The sequence below is a fragment of the Anoxybacillus thermarum genome, assembly GCF_000836725.1.
Lineage (GTDB): Bacteria > Bacillota > Bacilli > Bacillales > Anoxybacillaceae > Anoxybacillus > Anoxybacillus thermarum.
In genome coordinates, this window is record NZ_JXTH01000038.1 from 1 (window position 1) to 20,982 (window position 20,982).

General features: G+C 41.4%; 24 protein-coding genes, 1 pseudogene and 1 other annotated feature. Of the genes and pseudogenes, 10 read left to right on the plus strand and 15 right to left on the minus strand.

Going from position 1 to position 20,982, the window contains the following annotated elements; translation table 11 throughout:
• Together LH47_RS15300 and LH47_RS09560 are read left to right on the plus strand one after the other, a co-directional pair.
• Positions 1 to 144 (plus strand): annotated as a pseudogene (locus LH47_RS15300) (UPF0236 family protein); the annotation flags it as partial.
• Between the two features lie 218 nt (positions 145 to 362).
• Positions 363 to 1,301, plus strand: coding sequence for an EAL domain-containing protein (locus LH47_RS09560; RefSeq protein ID WP_043966919.1), 939 nt, complete (start codon positions 363 to 365; stop codon positions 1,299 to 1,301).
• Positions 1,302 to 1,315: 14 nt separating this feature from the next.
• Here the strand turns inward: LH47_RS09560 and LH47_RS09565 are convergent, their stop codons facing one another.
• From LH47_RS09565 to pepV, 6 genes are all read right to left on the minus strand, one after another.
• Positions 1,316 to 2,272 (minus strand): NERD domain-containing protein, encoded by a 957-nt coding sequence (locus LH47_RS09565; protein WP_043966921.1) that lies wholly within the window; start codon positions 2,270 to 2,272, stop codon positions 1,316 to 1,318.
• A 35-nt stretch (positions 2,273 to 2,307) separates the two neighbouring features.
• Positions 2,308 to 2,979: an LrgB family protein gene (locus LH47_RS09570; protein ID WP_043966923.1), complete on the minus strand. Its 672-nt coding sequence runs from the start codon at positions 2,977 to 2,979 to the stop codon at positions 2,308 to 2,310.
• Positions 2,976 to 3,353, minus strand: a complete 378-nt coding sequence (locus LH47_RS09575; protein ID WP_043966925.1) for a CidA/LrgA family protein — start codon at positions 3,351 to 3,353, stop codon at positions 2,976 to 2,978. The genes LH47_RS09570 and LH47_RS09575 overlap by 4 nt, the downstream gene beginning before the upstream one ends.
• 22 nt (positions 3,354 to 3,375) lie before the next feature.
• A complete protein-coding gene (gene thpR, locus LH47_RS09580) occupies positions 3,376 to 3,906 on the minus strand; it encodes an RNA 2',3'-cyclic phosphodiesterase (RefSeq protein ID WP_043966926.1) in 531 nt (176 codons plus the stop codon).
• 33 nt (positions 3,907 to 3,939) lie between these two features.
• Positions 3,940 to 5,091, minus strand: a complete 1,152-nt coding sequence (locus tag LH47_RS09585) for an MFS transporter (protein ID WP_043966928.1) — start codon at positions 5,089 to 5,091, stop codon at positions 3,940 to 3,942.
• 85 nt (positions 5,092 to 5,176) lie between these two features.
• Positions 5,177 to 6,580 (minus strand): dipeptidase PepV, encoded by a 1,404-nt coding sequence (gene pepV, locus LH47_RS09590; RefSeq protein ID WP_043966930.1) that lies wholly within the window; start codon positions 6,578 to 6,580, stop codon positions 5,177 to 5,179.
• A 173-nt stretch (positions 6,581 to 6,753) separates the two neighbouring features.
• On the opposite strand from pepV, the gene LH47_RS15305 reads away from it, so the two are divergent.
• On the plus strand, positions 6,754 to 6,975 hold the full coding sequence (locus LH47_RS15305) for a DeoR family transcriptional regulator (RefSeq protein WP_003398403.1): 222 nt from the start codon (positions 6,754 to 6,756) through the stop codon (positions 6,973 to 6,975).
• Between the two features lie 38 nt (positions 6,976 to 7,013).
• Here LH47_RS15305 and LH47_RS09595 read toward each other — a convergent pair whose 3' ends face one another.
• Positions 7,014 to 7,736, minus strand: coding sequence for a pseudouridine synthase (locus LH47_RS09595; protein ID WP_043966932.1), 723 nt, complete (start codon positions 7,734 to 7,736; stop codon positions 7,014 to 7,016).
• A gap of 106 nt (positions 7,737 to 7,842) precedes the next feature.
• On the opposite strand from LH47_RS09595, the gene LH47_RS09600 reads away from it, so the two are divergent.
• Positions 7,843 to 8,103 carry a hypothetical protein gene (locus tag LH47_RS09600; RefSeq protein ID WP_009361591.1) on the plus strand — a complete coding sequence of 87 codons (261 nt, stop codon included), beginning with the start codon at positions 7,843 to 7,845 and terminating at the stop codon, positions 8,101 to 8,103.
• 14 nt (positions 8,104 to 8,117) lie between these two features.
• On the opposite strand, the gene LH47_RS09605 is transcribed toward LH47_RS09600, so the two are convergent.
• Positions 8,118 to 9,743 carry a putative polysaccharide biosynthesis protein gene (locus tag LH47_RS09605; RefSeq protein WP_043966934.1) on the minus strand — a complete coding sequence of 542 codons (1,626 nt, stop codon included), beginning with the start codon at positions 9,741 to 9,743 and terminating at the stop codon, positions 8,118 to 8,120.
• 100 nt (positions 9,744 to 9,843) lie between these two features.
• Between LH47_RS09605 and LH47_RS09610 the strand changes: the two genes are divergently transcribed.
• Positions 9,844 to 11,109 carry a BaiN/RdsA family NAD(P)/FAD-dependent oxidoreductase gene (locus LH47_RS09610; protein WP_043966962.1) on the plus strand — a complete coding sequence of 422 codons (1,266 nt, stop codon included), beginning with the start codon at positions 9,844 to 9,846 and terminating at the stop codon, positions 11,107 to 11,109.
• 50 nt (positions 11,110 to 11,159) lie between these two features.
• Here LH47_RS09610 and LH47_RS09615 read toward each other — a convergent pair whose 3' ends face one another.
• Both LH47_RS09615 and leuS read right to left on the minus strand, forming a co-directional pair.
• Entirely contained in the window at positions 11,160 to 11,456 is a 297-nt protein-coding gene (locus LH47_RS09615) for a rhodanese-like domain-containing protein (protein ID WP_043966936.1), read from the minus strand.
• A 61-nt stretch (positions 11,457 to 11,517) separates the two neighbouring features.
• Positions 11,518 to 13,935 carry a leucine--tRNA ligase gene (gene leuS / locus LH47_RS09620; protein ID WP_043966938.1) on the minus strand — a complete coding sequence of 806 codons (2,418 nt, stop codon included), beginning with the start codon at positions 13,933 to 13,935 and terminating at the stop codon, positions 11,518 to 11,520.
• Between the two features lie 62 nt (positions 13,936 to 13,997).
• Positions 13,998 to 14,210 (minus strand) — a binding site (T-box leader).
• A 199-nt stretch (positions 14,211 to 14,409) separates the two neighbouring features.
• Here leuS and LH47_RS09625 point away from each other — a divergent pair.
• Both LH47_RS09625 and LH47_RS09630 read left to right on the plus strand, forming a co-directional pair.
• Positions 14,410 to 14,913, plus strand: coding sequence for a hypothetical protein (locus LH47_RS09625; RefSeq protein ID WP_043966940.1), 504 nt, complete (start codon positions 14,410 to 14,412; stop codon positions 14,911 to 14,913).
• A 245-nt stretch (positions 14,914 to 15,158) separates the two neighbouring features.
• Complete coding sequence (locus LH47_RS09630) at positions 15,159 to 15,710, plus strand: hypothetical protein (RefSeq protein ID WP_235341100.1); 552 nt, start codon at positions 15,159 to 15,161, stop codon at positions 15,708 to 15,710.
• Between the two features lie 36 nt (positions 15,711 to 15,746).
• Here LH47_RS09630 and LH47_RS16465 read toward each other — a convergent pair whose 3' ends face one another.
• Both LH47_RS16465 and LH47_RS09635 read right to left on the minus strand, forming a co-directional pair.
• Positions 15,747 to 15,887 (minus strand): hypothetical protein, encoded by a 141-nt coding sequence (locus tag LH47_RS16465; protein WP_167333777.1) that lies wholly within the window; start codon positions 15,885 to 15,887, stop codon positions 15,747 to 15,749.
• 11 nt (positions 15,888 to 15,898) lie between these two features.
• On the minus strand, positions 15,899 to 16,162 hold the full coding sequence (locus tag LH47_RS09635; protein WP_003397789.1) for a YtzC family protein: 264 nt from the start codon (positions 16,160 to 16,162) through the stop codon (positions 15,899 to 15,901).
• 124 nt (positions 16,163 to 16,286) lie between these two features.
• Between LH47_RS09635 and LH47_RS09640 the strand changes: the two genes are divergently transcribed.
• Together LH47_RS09640 and LH47_RS09645 are read left to right on the plus strand one after the other, a co-directional pair.
• Complete coding sequence (locus tag LH47_RS09640) at positions 16,287 to 17,240, plus strand: TIGR01212 family radical SAM protein (RefSeq protein ID WP_043966943.1); 954 nt, start codon at positions 16,287 to 16,289, stop codon at positions 17,238 to 17,240.
• Positions 17,237 to 17,809, plus strand: coding sequence for a class I SAM-dependent methyltransferase (locus tag LH47_RS09645; protein ID WP_043966945.1), 573 nt, complete (start codon positions 17,237 to 17,239; stop codon positions 17,807 to 17,809). Before LH47_RS09640 ends, LH47_RS09645 begins: the two co-directional genes overlap by 4 nt.
• A gap of 40 nt (positions 17,810 to 17,849) precedes the next feature.
• Here LH47_RS09645 and LH47_RS09650 read toward each other — a convergent pair whose 3' ends face one another.
• Genes LH47_RS09650 through LH47_RS09660 form a run of 3 tightly spaced genes read right to left on the minus strand, consistent with a single transcriptional unit; the run spans position 17,850 to position 20,320 of the window.
• Entirely contained in the window at positions 17,850 to 18,413 is a 564-nt protein-coding gene (locus LH47_RS09650; protein WP_043966946.1) for a Uma2 family endonuclease, read from the minus strand.
• A gap of 43 nt (positions 18,414 to 18,456) precedes the next feature.
• Positions 18,457 to 19,527 carry a tetraprenyl-beta-curcumene synthase family protein gene (locus LH47_RS09655; protein ID WP_043966948.1) on the minus strand — a complete coding sequence of 357 codons (1,071 nt, stop codon included), beginning with the start codon at positions 19,525 to 19,527 and terminating at the stop codon, positions 18,457 to 18,459.
• Positions 19,502 to 20,320 (minus strand): alpha/beta hydrolase, encoded by an 819-nt coding sequence (locus LH47_RS09660; RefSeq protein WP_043966950.1) that lies wholly within the window; start codon positions 20,318 to 20,320, stop codon positions 19,502 to 19,504. Before LH47_RS09660 ends, LH47_RS09655 begins: the two co-directional genes overlap by 26 nt.
• Before the next feature lie 82 nt (positions 20,321 to 20,402).
• Between LH47_RS09660 and LH47_RS09665 the strand changes: the two genes are divergently transcribed.
• The gene (locus tag LH47_RS09665; RefSeq protein ID WP_043966952.1) at positions 20,403 to 20,933 is read left to right on the plus strand and encodes a gamma carbonic anhydrase; all 531 of its coding nucleotides are present in this window, start codon (positions 20,403 to 20,405) and stop codon (positions 20,931 to 20,933) included.
• Positions 20,934 to 20,982: the final 49 nt, after the last annotated feature.

Sequence of the window (20,982 nt, forward strand, 5' to 3'; positions counted from 1 at the left end):
TCCAAGCGGGTTGAACAGGCCAAACGGAAGGCAGGACGGTTGTGGGCAGATGTGGTGCGTCAGAATCTACCGTGTCTGCAGCGGTCATCCGGGACGCCGATCCATCAAGCGTTGTCGGCGCTTCGGGATTTTGGTTGGGTGTAAAAAAATGGAATACAATATCATCACTTCAAGATGAGGGATGAGAGTCCAAAAGCGCTTACGATATCAATTCCTGAAAATGGTTCGCTAACTAGTGATTGACAACACCCGTAGTGAACCGAAAAAATGTTCTCCACAAAGTCTTGACTGACTCGTCACCAACTTCCACTTTTTAAATGAATCATTTTTGTTGTAAAATGGATAAATAGGGGGGAGAAATGATGCATTCATGCATTTCATGTAGCGTTCCGTTTCCACTTTTACCATCTGGTTACTTACTTATTATGCAAGAACAACAAAAAAAGTATTTATGTTATTCTTATGATTCATTACAACAGTTAGCAACATATGTAGAAACGATCCATCCAAAAGAAAAAGCGTTAGCGACGTTATGCGCAAACCCCGATCTGCCGGGAGCATTCGTTCCACTTCATGAATTAAGCATGCGAATTAAGCATGCAGATGTTGTCCAATGTATCGCAAATGGACCGTTAATGAGTTATTTACAACCGATTATTCATACGAATACCGGGGACGTTTTTGCCTACGAATGTTTATTACGTTCACAACGATTTTCGCCTGCCCAGCTTTTTTCCGTTGCCCAACAAACAGGTTTGCATACGCTTTTAGACCGTCGAGCACGTGAAGAAGCGATTCGAGCACGCACAAAAATAAAAAAAGGGATTAAGAGTTTCATCAACTTTTTACCATCAACCATTTACAATCCTGAATTTTGTCTTCGACATACGTTTTCCATCGTCGAACAATATAACGTAGCCCCCGAAGATCTCGTATTTGAAGTTGTTGAGACTGAGAAAATTGTTGATATCGACCATTTAAAAAACGTGTTTGCCACGTATAAACGTTCGGGCATGAAAGTCGCTTTAGATGATGTCGGTGCAGGTTTTTCAACGATCGACATGCTTGCGTTATTGCAACCTGATTATGTAAAAATCGATCGGCACTACATTCAAAACTGCGACAAAGACAAAGAAAAGCAGGCGTTTTTAAAGGAAGTCACTCGAATCGCCAACATGCTTGGCATTCACGTACTTGCCGAAGGAATTGAACGAAAAGAAGAATTAGACTACTGCCGGGAAATTGGCATTCCGTTTGCCCAAGGATATTATATCGGCAAACCGAGTCCAAATCCGCTATAAAAAGAGGCTGACCGTTACTCATCAGCCTCTTCAAATTGTTCTACAACAAGCGGATCATAGTAACGCGCATCACAATATGTCAGCAATGATTGAGCTGCCTTCAACTGCATATGCTTCAGCGGCATCGTCAATTGTCTTAGCGACATAAACCATGCCTCATAATGTCGCCGATCAATGATTTCAAGATCGCTTGGTGCATAACGATAATCAATATATCCTTCACGATTGATTAACACTTTTTTTATCGGCATATCGACGGCAAATTGTTTATAAATCGTTTGAACAACTTTTTCTGTTCGGTGAAGGGAAATCATCGGATTGACGATTTTTCGTTCCACATCGTCAATCATCTCTGTCCAAAATCGTTCAGCTGAGCCGACAATAATGTTGTTTTTTCGTTCTTCTGTAAACGCAATACACCAAGTCGTTGTCGGACTAATTAAAATCGTATTTAGCTCGACAGGGGCTTTTTTCAATAAAAATACAGGTTTATACATACATAAGTATGTATCAGGAAAACGTTGCAAAAAATATTTTAATTGTACATCATAATAATATTTCGGATCAATAATAGATTCTTCCGTTAATGTTGAACTTGCCCAACGAATTTGCAGTTGAAACAGCTTTTCTAAAAATAATATTTTTAACTCTTCAAGCGTTCGCGGCTCAGACGTAATGGAAACGAAAAACTCTTCCTCTTCTTTCCGTTGTTCGTCTTCAACTTCTATGTCTTTTACTTTTTTTCGTTTCCATAGTTGTTTCACTTTATCAAAAAGCGATGGCTCTTCTTCGAGCCATTTCCACGATTGCTGTGAATGTAGCTCCGTCCTCATCGCAAGTTGCCCCGTCTCCCACGCCTGCTTCATTCGTTCCCATTGTTTTTTTTTCAAACGAATGAACTCGCTCGGGTAATGATAAATATCTAGTTCGTAGCGCGAAATATAGTCTTGAAGCTTAATGAGCTGTCCCACACTGTAACCTCCAGCAACAAATAGTTACTTTCATTCTACAACAAAAGCAACAACGGGCAAAGAAGAGAAGCAAAAATTGCGCTTAACGTCATAGCGACTGAGCTAATCGCCGCTTCTTTTTTCCCGATTTCAAGTGCTTTTGCGGTACCAATACCGTGAGAAGCTGCCCCAAGACCACTTCCAATTCCTAAAGCTGTTGTAATGTGCAAACGTTGAAAAATGATCGGACCAAACATCGCACCAAAAATTCCTGCAATCATGACATATACAGCAGCAAGCGTCGGTATACCGGCAATTAACTTCGCAATATCCATTGCGACAGGCGATGTGACCGATTTTGGAATAATGGAGCGAACAATTTGTTCTGGCAAATGAAAAAGACGTGCGAACAATAAACCGCTTCCCATTCCAATGATCGTGCCGAAAAATGTGCTACATAACAATGGCCATAAAAACTGTTTCAACGTATGCCGATGTTGATAAAGTGGCAAAGCTAACGCGACAACTGCTGGACCAAGCAAATGAGCGAGCCATTTTCCTCCAGTCATATATTGTTCATACGACAAATGAAAAAGCGATAACGTGATGATGATGACTACCGTGCTTGTTGCGACGGGTACGAGCAACGGAAAATAAAAGCGAGCATACAATTTGCGCATCGCTATATATACGACGATCGTCCATATGAGCAAACTGACGCCAATCATGCCCCTTTCACCTCACGCACTCGCTTTTGCTCACGTGTTTGTGCCCATTGCCCAATAAAGCCAGCAAACACCATGACCATCATTGTGCTGACGATCACAATGACAACGGACCATATTCCTTTCCCAGAAAAAAGCTCAACATAGTCCATGACTCCAACCGTTGCTGGGATAAATAAAAGCGTTAAGTGAGATAAAAGCATATTTGCACCACGCGCAACCCACTTTTCTTTTACGATTCCGGTCATTAATAATAAAAATAACAGCAACATGCCAATCATACTCCCCGGAATTGGAACGTGTAGCAGCTGCTGAATGAACGAACCGATCATATACAACGCATACAATCCCCCGATTTGAATGACCGTAATCCCCATCTTTTCTCCCCCTCTTATTGAATTATGAAAGAGGAAAACGCATCACCGGCTTATATTTCGGCGTTTGATCCATATGTGTTTCATATAACACAACGTCATGGACGAAAAAGCGAATGTCTTCTCCTTCCATTTTTCTCGGATATGTTTCAAGCGAGAACGGAAACGATCCACTCCATTTTTTCGCCAACGTAATATGCGGTGTAAACGGTCGTGAATCAAGCGAAAAACCGATGCGCTGGCACACGTTATACACATCTTGACGAAGAGAAAACAAACGCGGTTCCTCTTTCACTCCATACCATAAAATACGAGAACCGAATGAGTACACCTCGCTCAGTTGTAACGAAAATGACTGATGTTTTTTTACTGCATTTGGCATCATCTCTGAGATTTGCTTTCGTTCCGTTTCGGTCGCCCGACCTAAAAACGCAAGTGTCATATGATAATCGGCTTCATGAACGAACAACCGAAATGGCGCTTTCCATTCAGAAATAAAAGCATGAAGCCGCTTTTTCACCTCGTTCGGTAGAGGAATTGCCAAAAAATAGTGCATCCATCGTCCCACCTTTTAATTTTCTAAATTTTATCAAAATTCATATAGTTTTCGCAACGTCTTTTTTGACTGCCAAGCAAAAATCACCATGCCACTAAACGTCAACAATCCAAAAAATAAATATACATGCTCAATTGTCCAACGCTCTAAAATATACCCTCCTACAAATGTACAAAACCAGCTGCCGAGCCCGTTTCCAACTGTAGCATAAAGCGATACAGCTGTTGTGCGTACGTGTGCAGGAGTGACGTCCCGCACGTATTGTAGCGCAGCTGGAATAAATAAACCGACGGACGCCCCTTGTACAATTGTCGTAGCATACACGATCATTAACGGTGGTTCAAAAAAGTAAAATAACCAACGAGCGCAAGATAATGCTGTGGCAACGAATAAGACATTCATCATGCCAAACTTACGCACGACCCCGTCGGCAAATTTCATAAACGGCGCTTCGCTTCCTGCCGCTAATAAAAAGGCAAGGCCGACTCCTGCAAGCGTTCCACCTAAATCAGTAATCAAAATGCCAAAATAAAAATTGTTGGCATAAATTGGACCGAAAACAAGAAACGTCGTCAACAAAAATAAAAGAAACGGTGGAATGCGGACTAACTCTTTCATTCCTTCGCGAATGTTCACTTTCGCACTTGACTGTTCCTTTGGCAACTTCCATGCAAGCACACTCGACGTAATGAGTAAAGCAACGAAAATGTAAAAAATGAAGCGAAGATGAAACATCTGAGCAATTTGTCCAGCAATCGGGACAGCAGTCGCAAATCCAAGCGCTCCCCAAAGGCGAATCGAGCCATACCGTTCGTTCGCTTTTTGTACGTAATGAAGCGTAATACTATCAGATAATGGAACAATGCCGCTTTGCATAACAGCAAGTAGCGCGGCAATAATAAGCAACCACAGATAAGAATGAACGAGCGAATACATAAAACCAAAAAAAGCTGTTCCTAGTAAAGATACGATTAATACTTGAACCGGTTGACGCGTATAATCGCTTACCATTCCCCAAATTGGTTGAATAAAAATCATAACAATAGGGCTAATGGACATAATCATCCCTATTTCTGTTCCTGACAATCCAACCTCATCTTTTAAATACACAGATAACAGCGGGAAAAGCGATCCAAAACTAAAAAACTGTAAAAAGTAAAATATGCGAAAAATACGTGTATACACAAAAATCCCCCATATCAAATAAAATGACGAAAAAGTACCGTCATGAGCGACGGCACTTTTCATTATAACATATTTTTGGAAATTGTCATTTTGCTAATTCATAAATCGCTTGGGCATAAATGGCTGTTGCTTTAAGCAAATCATCGATAAACATATATTCGTCTTTTTGATGCGCCACATCTGGACGATTTGGGAATAACGGACCGAACGCTACTCCTGCTTGTAAAGAACGCGCATACGTTCCACCACCGATCGCAAGCAATGATGCTCGTTCGCTCATCTGCTCTTCATATACGCGTTGCAACGTTTGAACGAGCGGATGATCTTTTGCGACATAATGTGGTGAGGAGTTCGAAAAGTTGTTTAATACGAACTGATGACGTTTAACTACTTGCTCAATGATTTCTTTTGTGCGCGTAATATCGTTCGTGACAGGGTAACGTAAATTGATGCCCATTTTTCCACCACGTTCGTTCGTATACGAAAGAACACCGACGTTAATCGTTAAATCACCAAGCTCCTCGTTTGTATGCGCAACACCTAATCGCTTTCCGCGCGTATCCCCATAAAAAAATTCGGACACAAATTGAACAAATTCATTGGCTTGTGCATCTAGTGTTTCATTTGCTAAAAATTTTGCAAGCCATATGCCTGCATTCACCCCATGATTCGGTTCCATCCCATGTGCAGAAACACCGCGAAGGCACAACGTAAGTGTGTCACCATCTCCATGTGCTTCCCCTTCAAGCGCATGTGCACGTAAAAATGTAAGAAAACGCTCTTTCATGTCGTTTTCGGTCGTTAACTGCAATACAGCTTTCGCAAAATCTGGAACCATATTGTATCGCTGACCAGCTTGAAACGAAAGAAGAATATTATCATGCGCTTGTTTATTCATCGGTTGCTGAATGAGATCAAAATCCGCAATTCCTTTTTCAGCATATATAATTGGGAAATCCGCATCCGGCGCAAATCCAATTGTCGGCATTTGTTCTGTTTGAAAATATCGTTCGACACATTGCCAATCGCTTTCTTCATCCGTTCCAATAATCATGCGTACGCGCTTAGAAAGTGGCAACCCGAGCTCTTTGACAATTTTCATCGCATAAAACGCAGCAATTGTCGGACCTTTGTCATCTAATGCGCCACGCGCATAAATTTTTCCATCTACAATCGTTGCTCCAAATGGGTCAAACGTCCAACCGTCACCAGCAGGAACAACATCAACATGACATAATATTCCAACAATCTCTTCTCCATCCCCCATTTCCATATGCCCCGCTAATCCATCAACATTTTTTACGGCAAATCCTTCTTCTTCCCCCCGTTTTAACATATAACAAAGCGCTTCATATACTTCTTTTCCTAACGGTGCTTCTTGTGTCGCTGTCTGCTCATTTCGTACACTCGGAATGCGCAAAAACGTTCGTAAATCTTGCAAAAATGCCTTCTCTCGCTTTTTTACTTCTTCCATCCAGTTCACATTCATTGCTATATTCATCCTTTCTACAGAAAAATATGGTATAAATTGTGTTAATATTGTGTAAAATTCAACAAATTTATAGCATTTTTCTTATGTTTTCGTGTAAAATAGGTAGTGAGACATCTAGTTTTTCATCTTTGTTGTACCATGCGAATGATGTGACGATAGGGAGTGATCATTTGAAACCATCTACCGATCGCATGCTAACCCGTATTAAGTCCGTCTACATGTTCATTAGCGAAAGAGGAACAGTGACAACGCAAGAGCTCGTGGACGAATTCGGCATTACTCCACGAACGATTCAGCGGGATTTAAACGTGTTAGCATACAACGACTTAATTCACAGCCCTAGCAAAGGTAAATGGACAACAACTAAAAAAAGAGTGAAGATGTCATCATAATGAAATGTATATAGACGGAACCTGATTAGTGCAGGTTCCTATTTTTTGTCTTCTCCTTTTAATAAAGCAATTTCTTCATCAGTCAACTCACGATATTCTCCCGGTTCTAACGTTTCATCGAGCGGAATCGGTCCCATTTGTATGCGTTTTAAGTAAATGACACGTTTACCAACTGCCTGAAACATTCGTTTAATTTGATGAAATTTTCCTTCTGTAATCGTGATGCGCACATCTGAACGTAAACCAGAACGAATGATGACAAGCTCTGCTGGCTTTGTTTCATATCCGTCGTCAAGCACGACACCGCGTCGGAATGCTGCAATATCATCTTCTGTCACTTCCCCATCAATAATTGCTTCGTACGTTTTCGGTACATGCTTTTTTGGTGATAATAGCTGATGAGCAAGTTGACCATCGTTTGTTAACAACAGCAGCCCTTCCGTATCTTTATCAAGCCGTCCGACTGGAAACGGATCAAAAATTCGGTCCTCCTCTTCTAGTAAATCAACAACAGTTTCTTCCACAGCATCTTCGGTTGCTGAAATGACTCCTTTCGGTTTATTCATCATTAAATAAATAAACGGTTTATACTCTACTTCTTCTCCCCATACGGTAACGACTTGTTCTTTCGGATCGACGTGTGTTTTTGCATCTTTCACCGTCATCCCATCGACTTTGACAACCCCTGCTTTCAATAATTTTTTCACTTCTTTTCTCGTTCCATATCCCATGTTTGCTAGCAGTTTATCAATGCGCAACATAAAAATCCCTCCAAATGTTTTTCTTTTTTAGGCGTTCGTCCATACACCTATGTCAACTGTCACATATACTGCCTACGTAACAATTAAAGCGAAAGGAGTTTTCCAAATGGACGAACGCCAACAACAGCAACAAATGCCGGGCATGCCTTATTACGGAGGCTCTCCATTTACACCAGGATTCCCTGGTGGATTTCCGGGCACACCAGGGTTTCCTGGAACACCAAATTTTCCAAGCGGCTCTCTTGAACGTCGAGTTGATCGCCTCGAGCGCATTACAGAACGCCAACAACAACAAATTAACAACTTAAATCGACGTCTTCAACGCGTTGAACGTCAACTCGGATTCCCATTTAGCGGCGACTTTTAATACAAAGAAGAAGGCTATGACAAAGCCTTCTTTTCTTTCTTTCTTAAAAATGAAAAGCGATTTCCAAATAACGCATATAACAAGTTCGAACGTGCACTTAAATAAAAATAAACAGCCGCTCCGATCAAACCACCGAATGCGACGATTATGACCGATTGGATCATGCTACCGTTGTAATGAAGAAAACGATCCATCAGTTTTGCGACCGGCCAAACGACAGCACACATCATTGTTGTTAAAATCCCCATAAACAACACACGCTTGGCAACAAAATGATACCGATAATTTGTATACCGTTGAATGACCCATAAGTTTAAACTAACCGACAAAGCATATCCAATCGTCGTTGCCAAAATAGCTCCTACCGTTTCAAACGAAACAATGAGTATGTAGTTAAAAAATAATTTAAACAATAATCCGATACATAAACTAATGACGGTAAATTTTTGTTTATTAATCCCTTGTAAAATGGCCGCCGTCACAGAAAATAAAGCAAAGAAAATAGCGGTCGGTGCGTATGCCCGCAACACCTCTGTGCCAAGTGGATCGTAGCTGTAAAAAGCAGCATATACATATTCAGATAAAAGCGCCATACCAATGACTGCCGGCAACGTAATAAACATAACGACTTGAAACGTGTCATTTAAATATTTTCGTAGTTGCTTGTTTTCCCCTTGCACATACGCTTTCGTAATCGTCGGAATGAGCGTTAAGCTAAATGACGTCGCCAATGTTACTGGGATAATGACAAGCTTTTGTGCCCATACGTTAAAAATGCCGTATGCGTCCTCTGAAATGGCACCGAGCCCGATGCTTGCCATCGCTTTGTTAAACGTAAATTGGTCAATGAGTTGATATAAAGGCATTGCTAAGCCAACAAAAGCAAACGGGGCAGCATAGGCAATCAATTCTTTATACATCTCTTTTAATGACATATGGATCGTACCGCGATCTTGCTTTAATAGTTCATCTAAAAACGATTTCCGCTTAAACCAATATATGAATAAGACAGCTAGTCCACCAACCGCACCGATAAATGCTGCAAACGTCGCCACTTGAATAGCCGTCACAAGCGAGCCGTCGAAGATGCGTAAAACGATGTAACTCCCTGCAAGCAAAAAGATGATGCGGACAAGTTGTTCAACGACTTGCGACAACGCTGTCGGCCCCATCGATTCATGACCTTGAAAAAACCCGCGAATTAAACTCATCATCGGCACAAGCAATAAAGCGAAACTAACCGCGCGAATGACAGAAGTAACATCCGCAATCGAGTTGCCGTGTCCGTCATCATTGACGACAAACGGTGCTAATAACGGGGCACTCATATATAAAATGAGCCAAGCGAGAAACCCTGTGATCGCCATTAACGCCATACCTGAACGAAACAATTTTCGCCCAATCGCATATTCTCCAAGTGCATTATATTTCGAGACAAACTTTGATACCGCTAGCGGCACCCCCATCGTTGCTATACTAATAAACAACGTATACGGAACGTAACCGTATGAATAAAGCGCTCCCCCTTGTTTCCCAACAAGCTGATAAAACGGGAAGACGTATATAAGTCCTAATATGCGCGATAAAAACACGCCCCCCGTTAAAATAAATGTGCCTCTTAACAACTTTGACGATGACATATTATCCCTTCCTTAACGGATTCATTGCTCCACCTATTTTAGCACACTTTTTTCTTTTCCATAAAATCATTATAATCATAACAGAAAGGACGTGAAAATGATGACATATGATGTCGTAGTCATCGGCGGGGGGCCGTCAGGATTAATGGCAGCGATCGCTGCTGGTGAACAAGGTGGACGCGTTCTCCTTCTTGATAAAGGAGATAAACTCGGACGAAAATTAGCCATTTCGGGCGGTGGCCGTTGTAATGTGACAAATCGACGACCAGTCGATGAACTCATTCAACATATCCCAGGAAACGGTCGTTTTTTATATCGTGCCTTTTCCATGTTTAATAATGAAGATATTATTCGCTTTTTTGAACGGCTTGGCGTTCAGTTAAAAGAAGAAGACCACGGACGCATGTTTCCGGTAAGCGACAGCGCACAATCTGTCGTACAAGCTCTTCTTCGTGAATTGAAACGATGGCGTGTCGACGTTCGGGTTCATACCCCTGTAAAAGACATCGAATATAAAGATGGAGCGGTGTATGGCGTAACGCTGCAAACAGGGGAGATGATCCGAACGAAAGCGATCGTTGTTGCCGTTGGAGGGAAATCTGTGCCGCATACCGGTTCGACAGGTGACGGTTATGCGTGGGCAGAAAAGGCTGGACATACGATTACAGAACTGTTTCCAACGGAAGTGCCCATTATTTCACATGAACCTTTTATTCAAAATCGGACGTTGCAAGGACTATCATTGCGCGATGTGGCATTAAGTGTATTAAACGAAAAAGGAAAACCAATCGTCACACATCGGATGGATATGATTTTTACACATTTCGGTATTTCAGGACCAGCGGCATTACGATGTAGCCAATTTGTTGTGAAACAGTTAAAAAAACAATCGTCTGTGCGCATGACGATCGATGCGTTGCCAGATGAAAAAGAGGAGATGTTATTTCAGCAAATCGTACGCACCATGAAAGAAGAGCCGAAAAAAGCAATAAAAAATATTGTCAAAGCAATCATGCCGCTTCCAGAACGATATGTACTATTTTTGCTTGAGCAAACAAAGATCGATCCACAAACGGTCGCAAGCACATTAAGCCACGACAAAGTGCGCACATTTATTGCGGCATGTAAAACATTCACTTTTTCTGTTCACGGAACGTTGCCGCTTGAAAAAGCGTTCGTCACAGGCGGCGGTGTATCTGTCAAAGAAGTACATCCGAAAGAAATGGCGTCTAAACTTATGAAAGGCTTATATTTTTGCGGAGAAATTTTAGATATTCACGGTTACACAGGAGGTTATAACATTACTGCAGCGCTCGTGACTGGTCGGCTTGCTGGCATGCATGCTGCGATATATGCAAAACAATAAGATCGTAAACGAGCGATCTTATTGTTTCTAAAGCAATCATGACATTTCAATTACTCAAGTTCGCCGTCCCAGCCGAGCATCCCGTCAATAACGTTACATACATCATAACCATGCGCCTCTAAATAACGACACACATGCTCACTACGAACACCAGAACGACAAATAATAACAAACGTTTCATTTTTGTCTAGCTCGTTCATTCTTTCTGGAATATCTCCCATTTTTATATGTGTCGCTGATGGAATCATTCCAAAGGCGACTTCTTCGTCTTCGCGTACATCAATAACATGAACGCGCTCACCTGTTTGTATCATTTGTTTTAATTGTGCTGCTGTTATTTCTTTCATCGATCTCTCCCTTTCTTTTAACGAAAACCTCCCACAGCGTATGTGAGAGGCTTGTTTGTAATTAATTCGCAACAATGTTCACTAGTTTTCCTGGGACAGCGATCACTTTACGTACAGTTTTCCCTTCAATTTGTTCTTTAATTTTTTCGTCTTCCATTGCCAATTGCTCAAGCTGTTCTTTTGTTGCATCAGACGGAACGTGTAGTTTCGCACGCACTTTTCCGTTTACTTGAATGACGATTTCAACTTCATCTTCGACTAATTTCGCTTCATCGTATGCTGGCCAAGCTTCGTATGCGATCGTATTGTTATGTCCAAGCTTCTCCCATAATTCCTCAGCAATATGTGGGCAAACTGGCGACAGTAACTTTACGAATCCTTCCATATACACTTTCGGTAATACAGGCGCTTTATATGCTTCGTTAATAAACACCATTAATTGTGAAATCGCTGTATTGAAGCGAAGCGCCTCGTAATCTTCTGTTACTTTTTTCACCGTTTGGTGATATACACGTTCAAGCGTATCTGTTTCTGGATTGTCAACGATTTTCGGATTTAATTGACCGTCTTCTTCAACAAATAGACGCCATACGCGATCTAAGAAGCGACGCGCACCGTCAAGCCCCTTTGTCGACCATGCGATCGACGCTTCCAAAGGTCCCATAAACATTTCATATAAACGCAACGTATCCGCTCCGTGACTTTCCACAATATCGTCCGGATTGACAACATTTCCTTTCGACTTACTCATTTTCTCATTGTTTTCTCCAAGAATCATTCCTTGGTTAAATAGCTTTTGGAATGGCTCTTTCGTTGGCACAACGCCGATATCGTATAAAAATTTATGCCAAAAACGTGCATACAATAAGTGCAACACCGCATGTTCTGCCCCGCCAATGTAAATGTCGACCGGCAACCATTTTTCAAGCTTTTCAGGATCAGCTAATTGCTTATCGTTATGTGGATCGATGTAACGCAAATAGTACCAACAACTTCCTGCCCATTGCGGCATCGTATTCGTTTCACGGCGTCCTTTTTTACCTGTTTTCGGGTCGACGACGTTCACCCACTCTTCGATGTTCGCAAGCGGTGATTCACCTGTTCCTGATGGTTTAATTTCATCTGTTTTCGGCAACACAAGCGGCAACTCTTCTTCTGGCACTGGCGTCATCGTTCCATCTTCCCAATGGATGATCGGAATCGGCTCGCCCCAATAACGTTGACGGCTAAATAACCAATCGCGAAGGCGATACGATACTTTTTTCTCTCCTTTTCCGTTTGCCTCTAGCCATTCAATCATTTTTTTCGTTGCTTCTTCTTTATTCAAACCGTTTAAGAAATCAGAGTTCACATGTTCGCCGTCTCCTGTGTAAGCCTCTTTTGAAATATCCCCACCAGCAACAACTTCTTTGATTGGCAAATGAAACTTTTTCGCAAATTCATAATCACGCTCGTCGTGTGCTGGCACCGCCATAATTGCCCCTGTGCCGTAACTCATTAGCACGTAATCAGCGATCCAAATTGGCAATTTCTCACCATTGGCTGGATTGATTGCATACGCCCCCGTAAACACACCTGTTTTTTCTTTCGCTAAATCGGTACGTTCGAGGTCGCTTTTACTTTGAATTTGTTTTAAATACGCATCAACAGCTTCCTTCTGTTCCGGTGTTGTAATTTTTTCAACGAGCGGATGTTCAGGGGCTAACACGGCATAAGTGGCACCGAATAACGTGTCTGGACGCGTTGTAAACACCGTAAACGTTTCATGATGCCCGTCGACTTGGAAATGAATGTTTGCTCCTTCCGAACGACCGATCCAGTTGCGCTGCATTTCTTTAATGCTTTCTGGCCAATCAAGTTCTTCTAAATCTTCAAGCAAACGATCGGCATATGCTGTAATGCGAAGCATCCATTGTTTCATCGGCTTGCGAATGACCGGGTGTCCCCCGCGCTCACTTTTTCCATCGATCACTTCTTCGTTCGCCAATACCGTCCCAAGCGCTGGGCACCAGTTCACCGGCACTTCATCCATGTACGCTAATCCTTTTTCATATAACTTTAAGAAAATCCATTGTGTCCATTTGTAATAGTTCGGATCAGTCGTATTCACTTCGCGATCCCAGTCATACGAAAAACCTAATGATTTAATTTGGCGGCGGAAGTTGTTAATGTTTTTTTCCGTAAATTCGGCCGGGTCATTTCCTGTATCTAGCGCATATTGCTCGGCAGGCAATCCGAACGCATCCCACCCCATTGGATGCAATACGTTATATCCTTGCATGCGCTTCATACGTGCTAAAATGTCCGTCGCTGTATATCCTTCTGGATGACCGACATGCAATCCTGCACCAGATGGATACGGGAACATGTCAAGCGCATAAAACTTTCGCTTTCCGTCATCTTCCGTCGTTTTGAACGTTTTATTTTCTTCCCAATACTTTTGCCATTTTTTCTCGATTTCACGATGATTAAAACTCACGTGACAAACCTCCTTTTTATCCATTTTAAACAAAAATAAAAAACAAAAAACCTCCCATCCCAAAAAGGGACGAGAGGATTCTCCCGCGGTACCACCCTTGTTAGCGCACGAATCGTGCACTCACTTTCATCATTAACGCAGATTCACGGCGCACGCTACTTCATTCGCATACGCGACTCCAAGGCGAGTTCGTAAACAAATTTCGGTTGACTCGCACCATCCGTCAACTCTCTGTCGACCATTTGTTTACTACTACTCCTTTTCACCGTCATTTTCCATTATTTCATTATACATATTATTTTAAAAAATTTACGCCCTCGTTGCAAGTGTATTCAAGTGTTGTGTTGTTTCGTAACTAAGCAGTATAAGCAATTTCTATATAAATAAAAAATTCAAAATTTTATTTACTTTTTATTACTTTTTTTTTTATAATTAAGATGTTTTATAATAAATTTTAGAAAGGAAGGATAAATAATGAAAAATTTATACATATTCTTCTTATTTTTCATCCTTGTTTTTATATTCCCAATCTCTTCATTGGCTCAGAAGCCCCAAGGAGATGACTCAGATTGTATCGTTTGTGGTGAAGCAACATATAAAGTTACAAAAATTAGTGGACCTTCTCTTGTTACTGAAAAGTTTCAAACTTATTTAACCTCAGCATGGGCCTATTCTGACCGCTATGTATGGTCAGAAACTACTACAACTACGTTACAAATTACAGGTGGAGCAACTTTTGATATCACTGAAGCTATTAAAAACCAACTTAACCTAAGTTGGTCGAAAAGCAAATCTTATTCTGTAGCTATTCAAATTCCTGCAGATAAAAATAAATACTCAAAGCTTGGATTATTTGGTGATTTTAATAAATACTACGTAAAAGTAGTAAAAGATAAATTTGGTCAAGAAACAACCTCCCACCATGACGCATACGAGCCAACTTCAACTCATTATTTAAAAGTAGTTTACAAGAACTAAGCTAAAGGGTAGTAGTGCTTATGATTAGAAAGTCTCTTCTCATTTTCTGTGCGCTCGTCAGCTTTCTTTTTTTCGGATGCCAGTCGGAACGGATAAAAGGATTTATCGTTTTTGGGAAATGGGACGGTGTATATGTAGCAAAAAAAGATGATCCTTTCGTTCTTAATTTTATTTTACTAAGCGACAGCCCTCTAACGAACGTAACATCTATCGACTTTCCCGAAATCGCACATGCAATTGATGACATGCAATATGATCTTATCGAAGGTGATAAATACAAAGACTTTCAATTATTTAATATCGCTGTCAATTTACATTTAAAAGAAGTAAGTAGCACGACAATATCTAAAATAACTCTCATATTTGATCAAAAATACAAAGAGACATTCCCGATCGGTCATATCAAGTTAGTTGTAGGAGAGAAGGGGATATTTACTCCACAAAATGAGTATGTGACAGCTTATCCAAATACGCAATTTTTTCAAGCAAAGCTGAAAAACATTTCAGAGCACACAATTCAAATAAAGCGTGTAACTGTAGAAAACAGTTTTTTACAGATAAAAGATATAAAGATAAACGATAAATCAGAAAAACAGAGCATAGGGGCAAACGAAACAATAAATATTTATTTTACTCTCGCTGAAAAATCAGAACGAAAAGCTGACTTTTATATTGTTACACCAAAAATTGAATATGAATTAGCAGGAAAAACATCAAGCTCATATATTGACCCTGTTTTTTACGGGGTGACAACCCTTACCCCAGAAAAGCTAGACGATATGTTGAAGAAAAACTGAGCTATTCCCCACTCGGAGCATTTCCGAGTGGGGAAATTACGTTTCGTTATGATATTCTGCTTTCGCTTCTTGCCCTTTTTTTGCATTCCTTTGTTTCACTTCTTTTATCGGATCACCGAAATCTTTCGCATGCAACGTTTTTTGTTCTGGATTGTTTTGTTTCGAACGTTTTCTCACCTTTTTTCCTCCTAATGACGAAGTAAAATCATATCGTTTTGTAATTGTTCAAGTTGCAGACGCATGCGGTGTAATTGTTCGCGCTGTTGGGCGTTACAGCTTAACGAAAAATGCGCCAAATCGGTCACCGCATGTTCAAGCATTTGCTGAGCTTTTACATATTCTGTATCGTTATAATGTTCAAGCTTGCTCGCTTCTGTATATTGTTCTTTTGCATACCGAAGCACATCTTCACAATGTTGCAAAAACTCGTCCATCGACTGTCTTGTCGCCATACGCATCCCTTCCTTTCTTCCGTATCGCTTTATAGTTTGTACATTTTCTTGTCATTTATCACAGCGCCATTGAGTTTCCCGCTTAAATCGTGCTACAATGCTAAAATGATGCGAGGTGATGAATATGAATCCTTTTCCGTATACGAACGACAAGAAACGATACCATACATGGAATTATCATTTACGCCAAACGTTCGGTGAAAAAGTTTTTAAAGTGTCGCTTGATGCAGGATTCGATTGTCCAAATCGCGACGGTACAGTGGCATACGGTGGATGCACATTTTGTAGCGCAGCTGGTTCTGGTGATTTTGCTGGCAGACGAACAGACGATTTAGTCACCCAATTTCATACGATTAAAGAAAAAATGCATACAAAATGGAAAGATGGGAAGTATATCGCCTATTTTCAAGCGTTTACAAATACACATGCACCCGTTGACGTGTTGCGTGAAAAATACGAAACGGTATTACGTTTAGACGGTGTCGTCGGTTTATCGATCGCTACACGCCCTGATTGTTTACCGGACGACGTCGTCGACTATTTAGCGGAATTGAACGAACGAACGTATTTATGGGTCGAGCTTGGTTTGCAAACGGTTCATGAACAAACAGCTACGTTAATTAACCGCGCGCATGACTTTTCATGCTATGTGGAAGGTGTAGAGAAGCTACGCAAACATGGCATTCGCGTTTGTGCCCATATTATTAACGGATTGCCGCTTGAAACGTACGACATGATGATGGAAACAGCAAAAACGGTCGCTCATTTAGATGTGCAAGGCATTAAAATTCATTTGCTTCATTTGCTAAAAGGAACGCCAATGGTGAAACAATACGAAAAAGGAATGCTTCAATTTTTAACGTTCGATGAATATGTTCAACTCGTTTGTGATCAGTTAGAAGTATTGCCGCCAGAAATGATCGTTCATCGCATTACAGGAGACGGTCCGATCGATTTAATGATCGGTCCGATGTGGAGCGTCAATAAATGGGAAGTGTTAAACGCCATCGATGCCGAATTAGAGCGTCGCAATAGTTATCAAGGAAAAAAATATGTGCGAAAGGAAGACAGACGATGAAGCTGATGCGCATTTTGCCATTTGCCCGTTCACTCATCGACTTAGCAGTCAAAGAAGGCGATATCGTCGTCGATGCAACGGTCGGCAATGGTCACGATACGCTTTATTTGGCTGAACGTGTCGGAGAGTCTGGGCATGTGTTCGGCTTCGACATTCAAGCACAAGCGATCGAAAGCACAACAAAACGATTGCTTGAACACCACATGGAAGAACGGGTCACGCTTGTGCAAGCAAGCCACGCGGAGCTGCTTAGTCATATTCCTCCACAATACAAAGGACGCATAACCGGTGCGATGTTTAATCTCGGCTATTTGCCTGGAGGAGATAAACAAGTTGTGACAAAACCAAACTCAACGATTGCCGCCATTGAGCAATTGCTTGAAATCATGGCTCCTGAAGGAATTATTGTCCTCGTCATTTACCACGGTCATCCTGAAGGAGCGATTGAGCGCGATGCCCTTTTACAATACGTCTCAACGATCGACCAACAACGCGCACACGTCATTCGATACGAATTTATGAATCAAATCAATCATCCGCCGTTTATCGTTGCCATCGAGAAAAGGTAAAAAAGCAGCGATAGGTCTGTCCTATTGCTGCTTTGCTTTGTTAGTGAAATATTTCTTCTAAATGAACAAACAAACCTGGAAAGGAAACAGATTGAACAGTTCCGACACTTACTTTAATATCCGCCTGCTCGTATAGCCTATCTTTATTTAATACATAAACGGTCACGGCTTGTTTCATCGGATTGACAATCCAATATTCTTTTACACCATATTCCATATATAAATTAAACTTCGTCACTAAATCGTGCGCTTGATTCGAAGGACTGAGTATTTCAACAATTAACGTCGGAACTCCGACATATTTTGTGTCTGTAAATCCCGTTTGATCACAAATAATGCTTAAATCAGGAATGACGAGCTTTCTTTCAGAACATGTTTCACTCACTAGCTCAATGTCTGTGGGAGCGGCAAATACTTTACATGCCTTTCCTTTCAAATAATTCCCGAATATTGTATGAAGATTGCTTGATACGAGTTGATGCTGGATGCTAGGTGAAGGTGTCATATAAACGACGCCGTCAATATATTCTAATCTTTCATCACTATGTTGACGCATAATTAAATATTGTTCATACGTGACGTGTGAAAAGCGAGGTAACGACATATTCATCCCTCTCTTCTTTTCTTCCATTATACACCCGTTTTCTTCACGCATACATCCATTTTTGCCATTTTCGATACATTCGCCCGTTCCAATAAAAGAAATGAGATGTTACGCCACCTGAGCGCAACAATTGTTTTGCCAGCTTACGAATCGCGTTTTGCTCGTGCACTTTTTCGTCCGATAAATATAGCCCGAGCAACCCCCGATGAATAAAACGATGAAATTCGCGATGTGGCAACTGTGCGATATGCCGATCTGCTTCTTCAACGAAATGACATAAACGAGCGAATAACGTTTCCTCATTCGGATAATAAAAACAAAAATTTAAATCTCCACCTTGCCGATCTTCTTCTTGATCAATCAAATAATCAAGTAAAATGTGCAGCCCTTGCACGTACGGGAAATAGCTATTTCGTACCCGTTCAGCAAGACGTTGATCAAACGAATCGGTACAAGCGTAAGCGACTAAACAAAAAATGCCGAGCGTTGACCCAGAACAAGCGGAAAATTCATACCATTCCATTTTCGGCAACAATGCTTCATGTTGGGCAAACCATTGCTTCAAACGAGGAATGCGTTCTTCTTTTTTCACATGTTTATGTACTTGTAAGTCGCAATAATATGATGCAAGTTCATGTAAAAACGGGGCGATGATATGATAATGCCGAACTTCCGCTAACACCTGTTGGCACGTATCGACAAGGGCGTGCAAATAACCACCGTCGTCTTGTTCCACCCGATAACGATAATATGCCTCTTTTTTTGCCCCGACCGTTAACGCATGCATCATCGAATTGTGCAGTGCACGAAAATCAGTCGGATCGAGCGATGTGCTTCGATCGCATAAATTATCTAAGTAATCGCTAATTGTTTGATAAGCAACGATAAAACGAATGCATCGCTCCATCTCTTTTCCGGCAAGCAACGATAAAATCGCTCCTCCCTCGCAATGGAACGTTTTTGTCGCGATGCTCGCTAACGCTTGTTTGCGCAGTTCCTCGTCCGGAATAGCCTCCGCTCTTTTTTTCCAAATAGCTAATTCGCGATGAACGATCGGAAAAACGCGACGATATACAGCCCGCATTAAACTAAAAGGATTTGTTGGAACGCTCAATAAGCTCACCTCTTTGCAACTGCAACGTTAAAAACGTATGGGCATATAAAAATACTTGTTCTCGTTCAAGTTCGTTAAAAATTTCATGATATAGTTTTGGCCATTCTTTATACACTTTTTCACTAACCATCAACTGATCAAACCATGATTTCACTGCACTTTTATCGACAATTTTGTCATCCCCCGCCTGCATGACAAGCATCGGAACATCTGGTAATTGTGCAATTTTTTCATGAGCGATGCGAATCGCTTTCACTAACTCGCGATACCAACGAACAGACACTTTCGTCACATATAATGAATCGTTTTTATCCATCTCGCGCACTTCTTCATTTCGAGTCGCCATCTCTACCGTTAGCCCCGATGGGAACCGTTTTTTTGGATGAATGACGTTTAAAATGCGTGAGGCGATCTCAAGCGCTTTCGACGGATAATGAACGAGCCCTAAACATGGGGACGATAAAATGACACCGCGGACAGGCAGTCGCTTTTCTTGCAATGTGCGAATGACGACAAGCCCTCCCATGCTGTGGCCGAGTAAAAAAATGGGCTGTTCGTACACGCTCGCTTCATGCACCCAGCTTGCCACCGCCTCTATATATTCGTCAAATGAATCAATATGTCCTCGTCGGCTACGCGATGTCGTCCCTTGCCCTGGTAAATCCCCTGCAACAACATGAAAACCGTGCATACGAAACATTTCAATGAGCCATTTATACCGACCATGATGTTCAGCAGCACCGTGAACGATGACAATGGTACCTTTTGCGTTTTCTCCTTCCCATTTCCACATATACACCCCTCCTTGTTATTTACGAATAAACGAAAAATTTGTACACTAAATATAACAAAATGAAACGAAAGGGACGAGCCAAATGATTTATCCATACAAAGAACATACGCCAAACATTGCACCTTCCGCTTTCATCGCGGATTACGTCACTATTACAGGTGATGTAACCATTGGAGAGGAAACGAGCGTTTGGTTTAACACCGTCATTCGCGGAGATGTCGCCCCAACGATCATCGGCAACCGTGTAAACATTCAAGACAACTGTGTCCTCCACCAAAGCCCGAACAATCCGCTCATCATTGAAGATGATGTGACCGTTGGCCATCAAGTCATTTTGCATAGTGCCATCATAAGAAAAGGCGCTCTCATCGGTATGGGCTCTATCGTTTTAGACGGTGCTGAAATTGGTGAAGGAGCTTTTATCGGCGCTGGCAGTCTTGTTCCTCAAGGGAAAAAAATCCCTCCTCGCACACTTGCATTCGGACGTCCGGCAAAAGTGATCCGAGAATTAACCGAAGAAGATGAGCGTGAAATGGCGCGAATTCGCCGCGAATATGTTGAAAAAGGTCAATATTATAAATCGCTTCAATTAAACAAACCACGCGATAAATAAGCGTGGTATTTTTACATTGCTTTATTATTGACTTAACATATATATTTTA

Excerpts from the sequence above, each read along its gene's own strand:
- LH47_RS09560 (WP_043966919.1), top strand. The coding sequence starts at position 363 with ATGCATTCATGCATTTCATGTAGCGTTCCGTTTCCACTTTTACCATCT.
- LH47_RS09570 (WP_043966923.1), bottom strand. The coding sequence starts at position 2,979 with ATGATTGGCGTCAGTTTGCTCATATGGACGATCGTCGTATATATAGCG.
- LH47_RS09575 (WP_043966925.1), bottom strand. The coding sequence starts at position 3,353 with ATGGGGATTACGGTCATTCAAATCGGGGGATTGTATGCGTTGTATATG.
- thpR (WP_043966926.1), bottom strand. The coding sequence starts at position 3,906 with ATGCACTATTTTTTGGCAATTCCTCTACCGAACGAGGTGAAAAAGCGG.
- pepV (WP_043966930.1), bottom strand. The coding sequence starts at position 6,580 with ATGAATGTGAACTGGATGGAAGAAGTAAAAAAGCGAGAGAAGGCATTT.
- LH47_RS09595 (WP_043966932.1), bottom strand. The coding sequence starts at position 7,736 with ATGTTGCGCATTGATAAACTGCTAGCAAACATGGGATATGGAACGAGA.
- LH47_RS09600 (WP_009361591.1), top strand. The coding sequence starts at position 7,843 with ATGGACGAACGCCAACAACAGCAACAAATGCCGGGCATGCCTTATTAC.
- LH47_RS09605 (WP_043966934.1), bottom strand. The coding sequence starts at position 9,743 with ATGTCATCGTCAAAGTTGTTAAGAGGCACATTTATTTTAACGGGGGGC.
- LH47_RS09610 (WP_043966962.1), top strand. The coding sequence starts at position 9,844 with ATGACATATGATGTCGTAGTCATCGGCGGGGGGCCGTCAGGATTAATG.
- LH47_RS09615 (WP_043966936.1), bottom strand. The coding sequence starts at position 11,456 with ATGAAAGAAATAACAGCAGCACAATTAAAACAAATGATACAAACAGGT.
- LH47_RS09625 (WP_043966940.1), top strand. The coding sequence starts at position 14,410 with ATGAAAAATTTATACATATTCTTCTTATTTTTCATCCTTGTTTTTATA.
- LH47_RS09630 (WP_235341100.1), top strand. The coding sequence starts at position 15,159 with ATGCAATATGATCTTATCGAAGGTGATAAATACAAAGACTTTCAATTA.
- LH47_RS09635 (WP_003397789.1), bottom strand. The coding sequence starts at position 16,162 with ATGGCGACAAGACAGTCGATGGACGAGTTTTTGCAACATTGTGAAGAT.
- LH47_RS09640 (WP_043966943.1), top strand. The coding sequence starts at position 16,287 with ATGAATCCTTTTCCGTATACGAACGACAAGAAACGATACCATACATGG.
- LH47_RS09645 (WP_043966945.1), top strand. The coding sequence starts at position 17,237 with ATGAAGCTGATGCGCATTTTGCCATTTGCCCGTTCACTCATCGACTTA.
- LH47_RS09650 (WP_043966946.1), bottom strand. The coding sequence starts at position 18,413 with ATGTCGTTACCTCGCTTTTCACACGTCACGTATGAACAATATTTAATT.
- LH47_RS09660 (WP_043966950.1), bottom strand. The coding sequence starts at position 20,320 with ATGTGGAAATGGGAAGGAGAAAACGCAAAAGGTACCATTGTCATCGTT.
- LH47_RS09665 (WP_043966952.1), top strand. The coding sequence starts at position 20,403 with ATGATTTATCCATACAAAGAACATACGCCAAACATTGCACCTTCCGCT.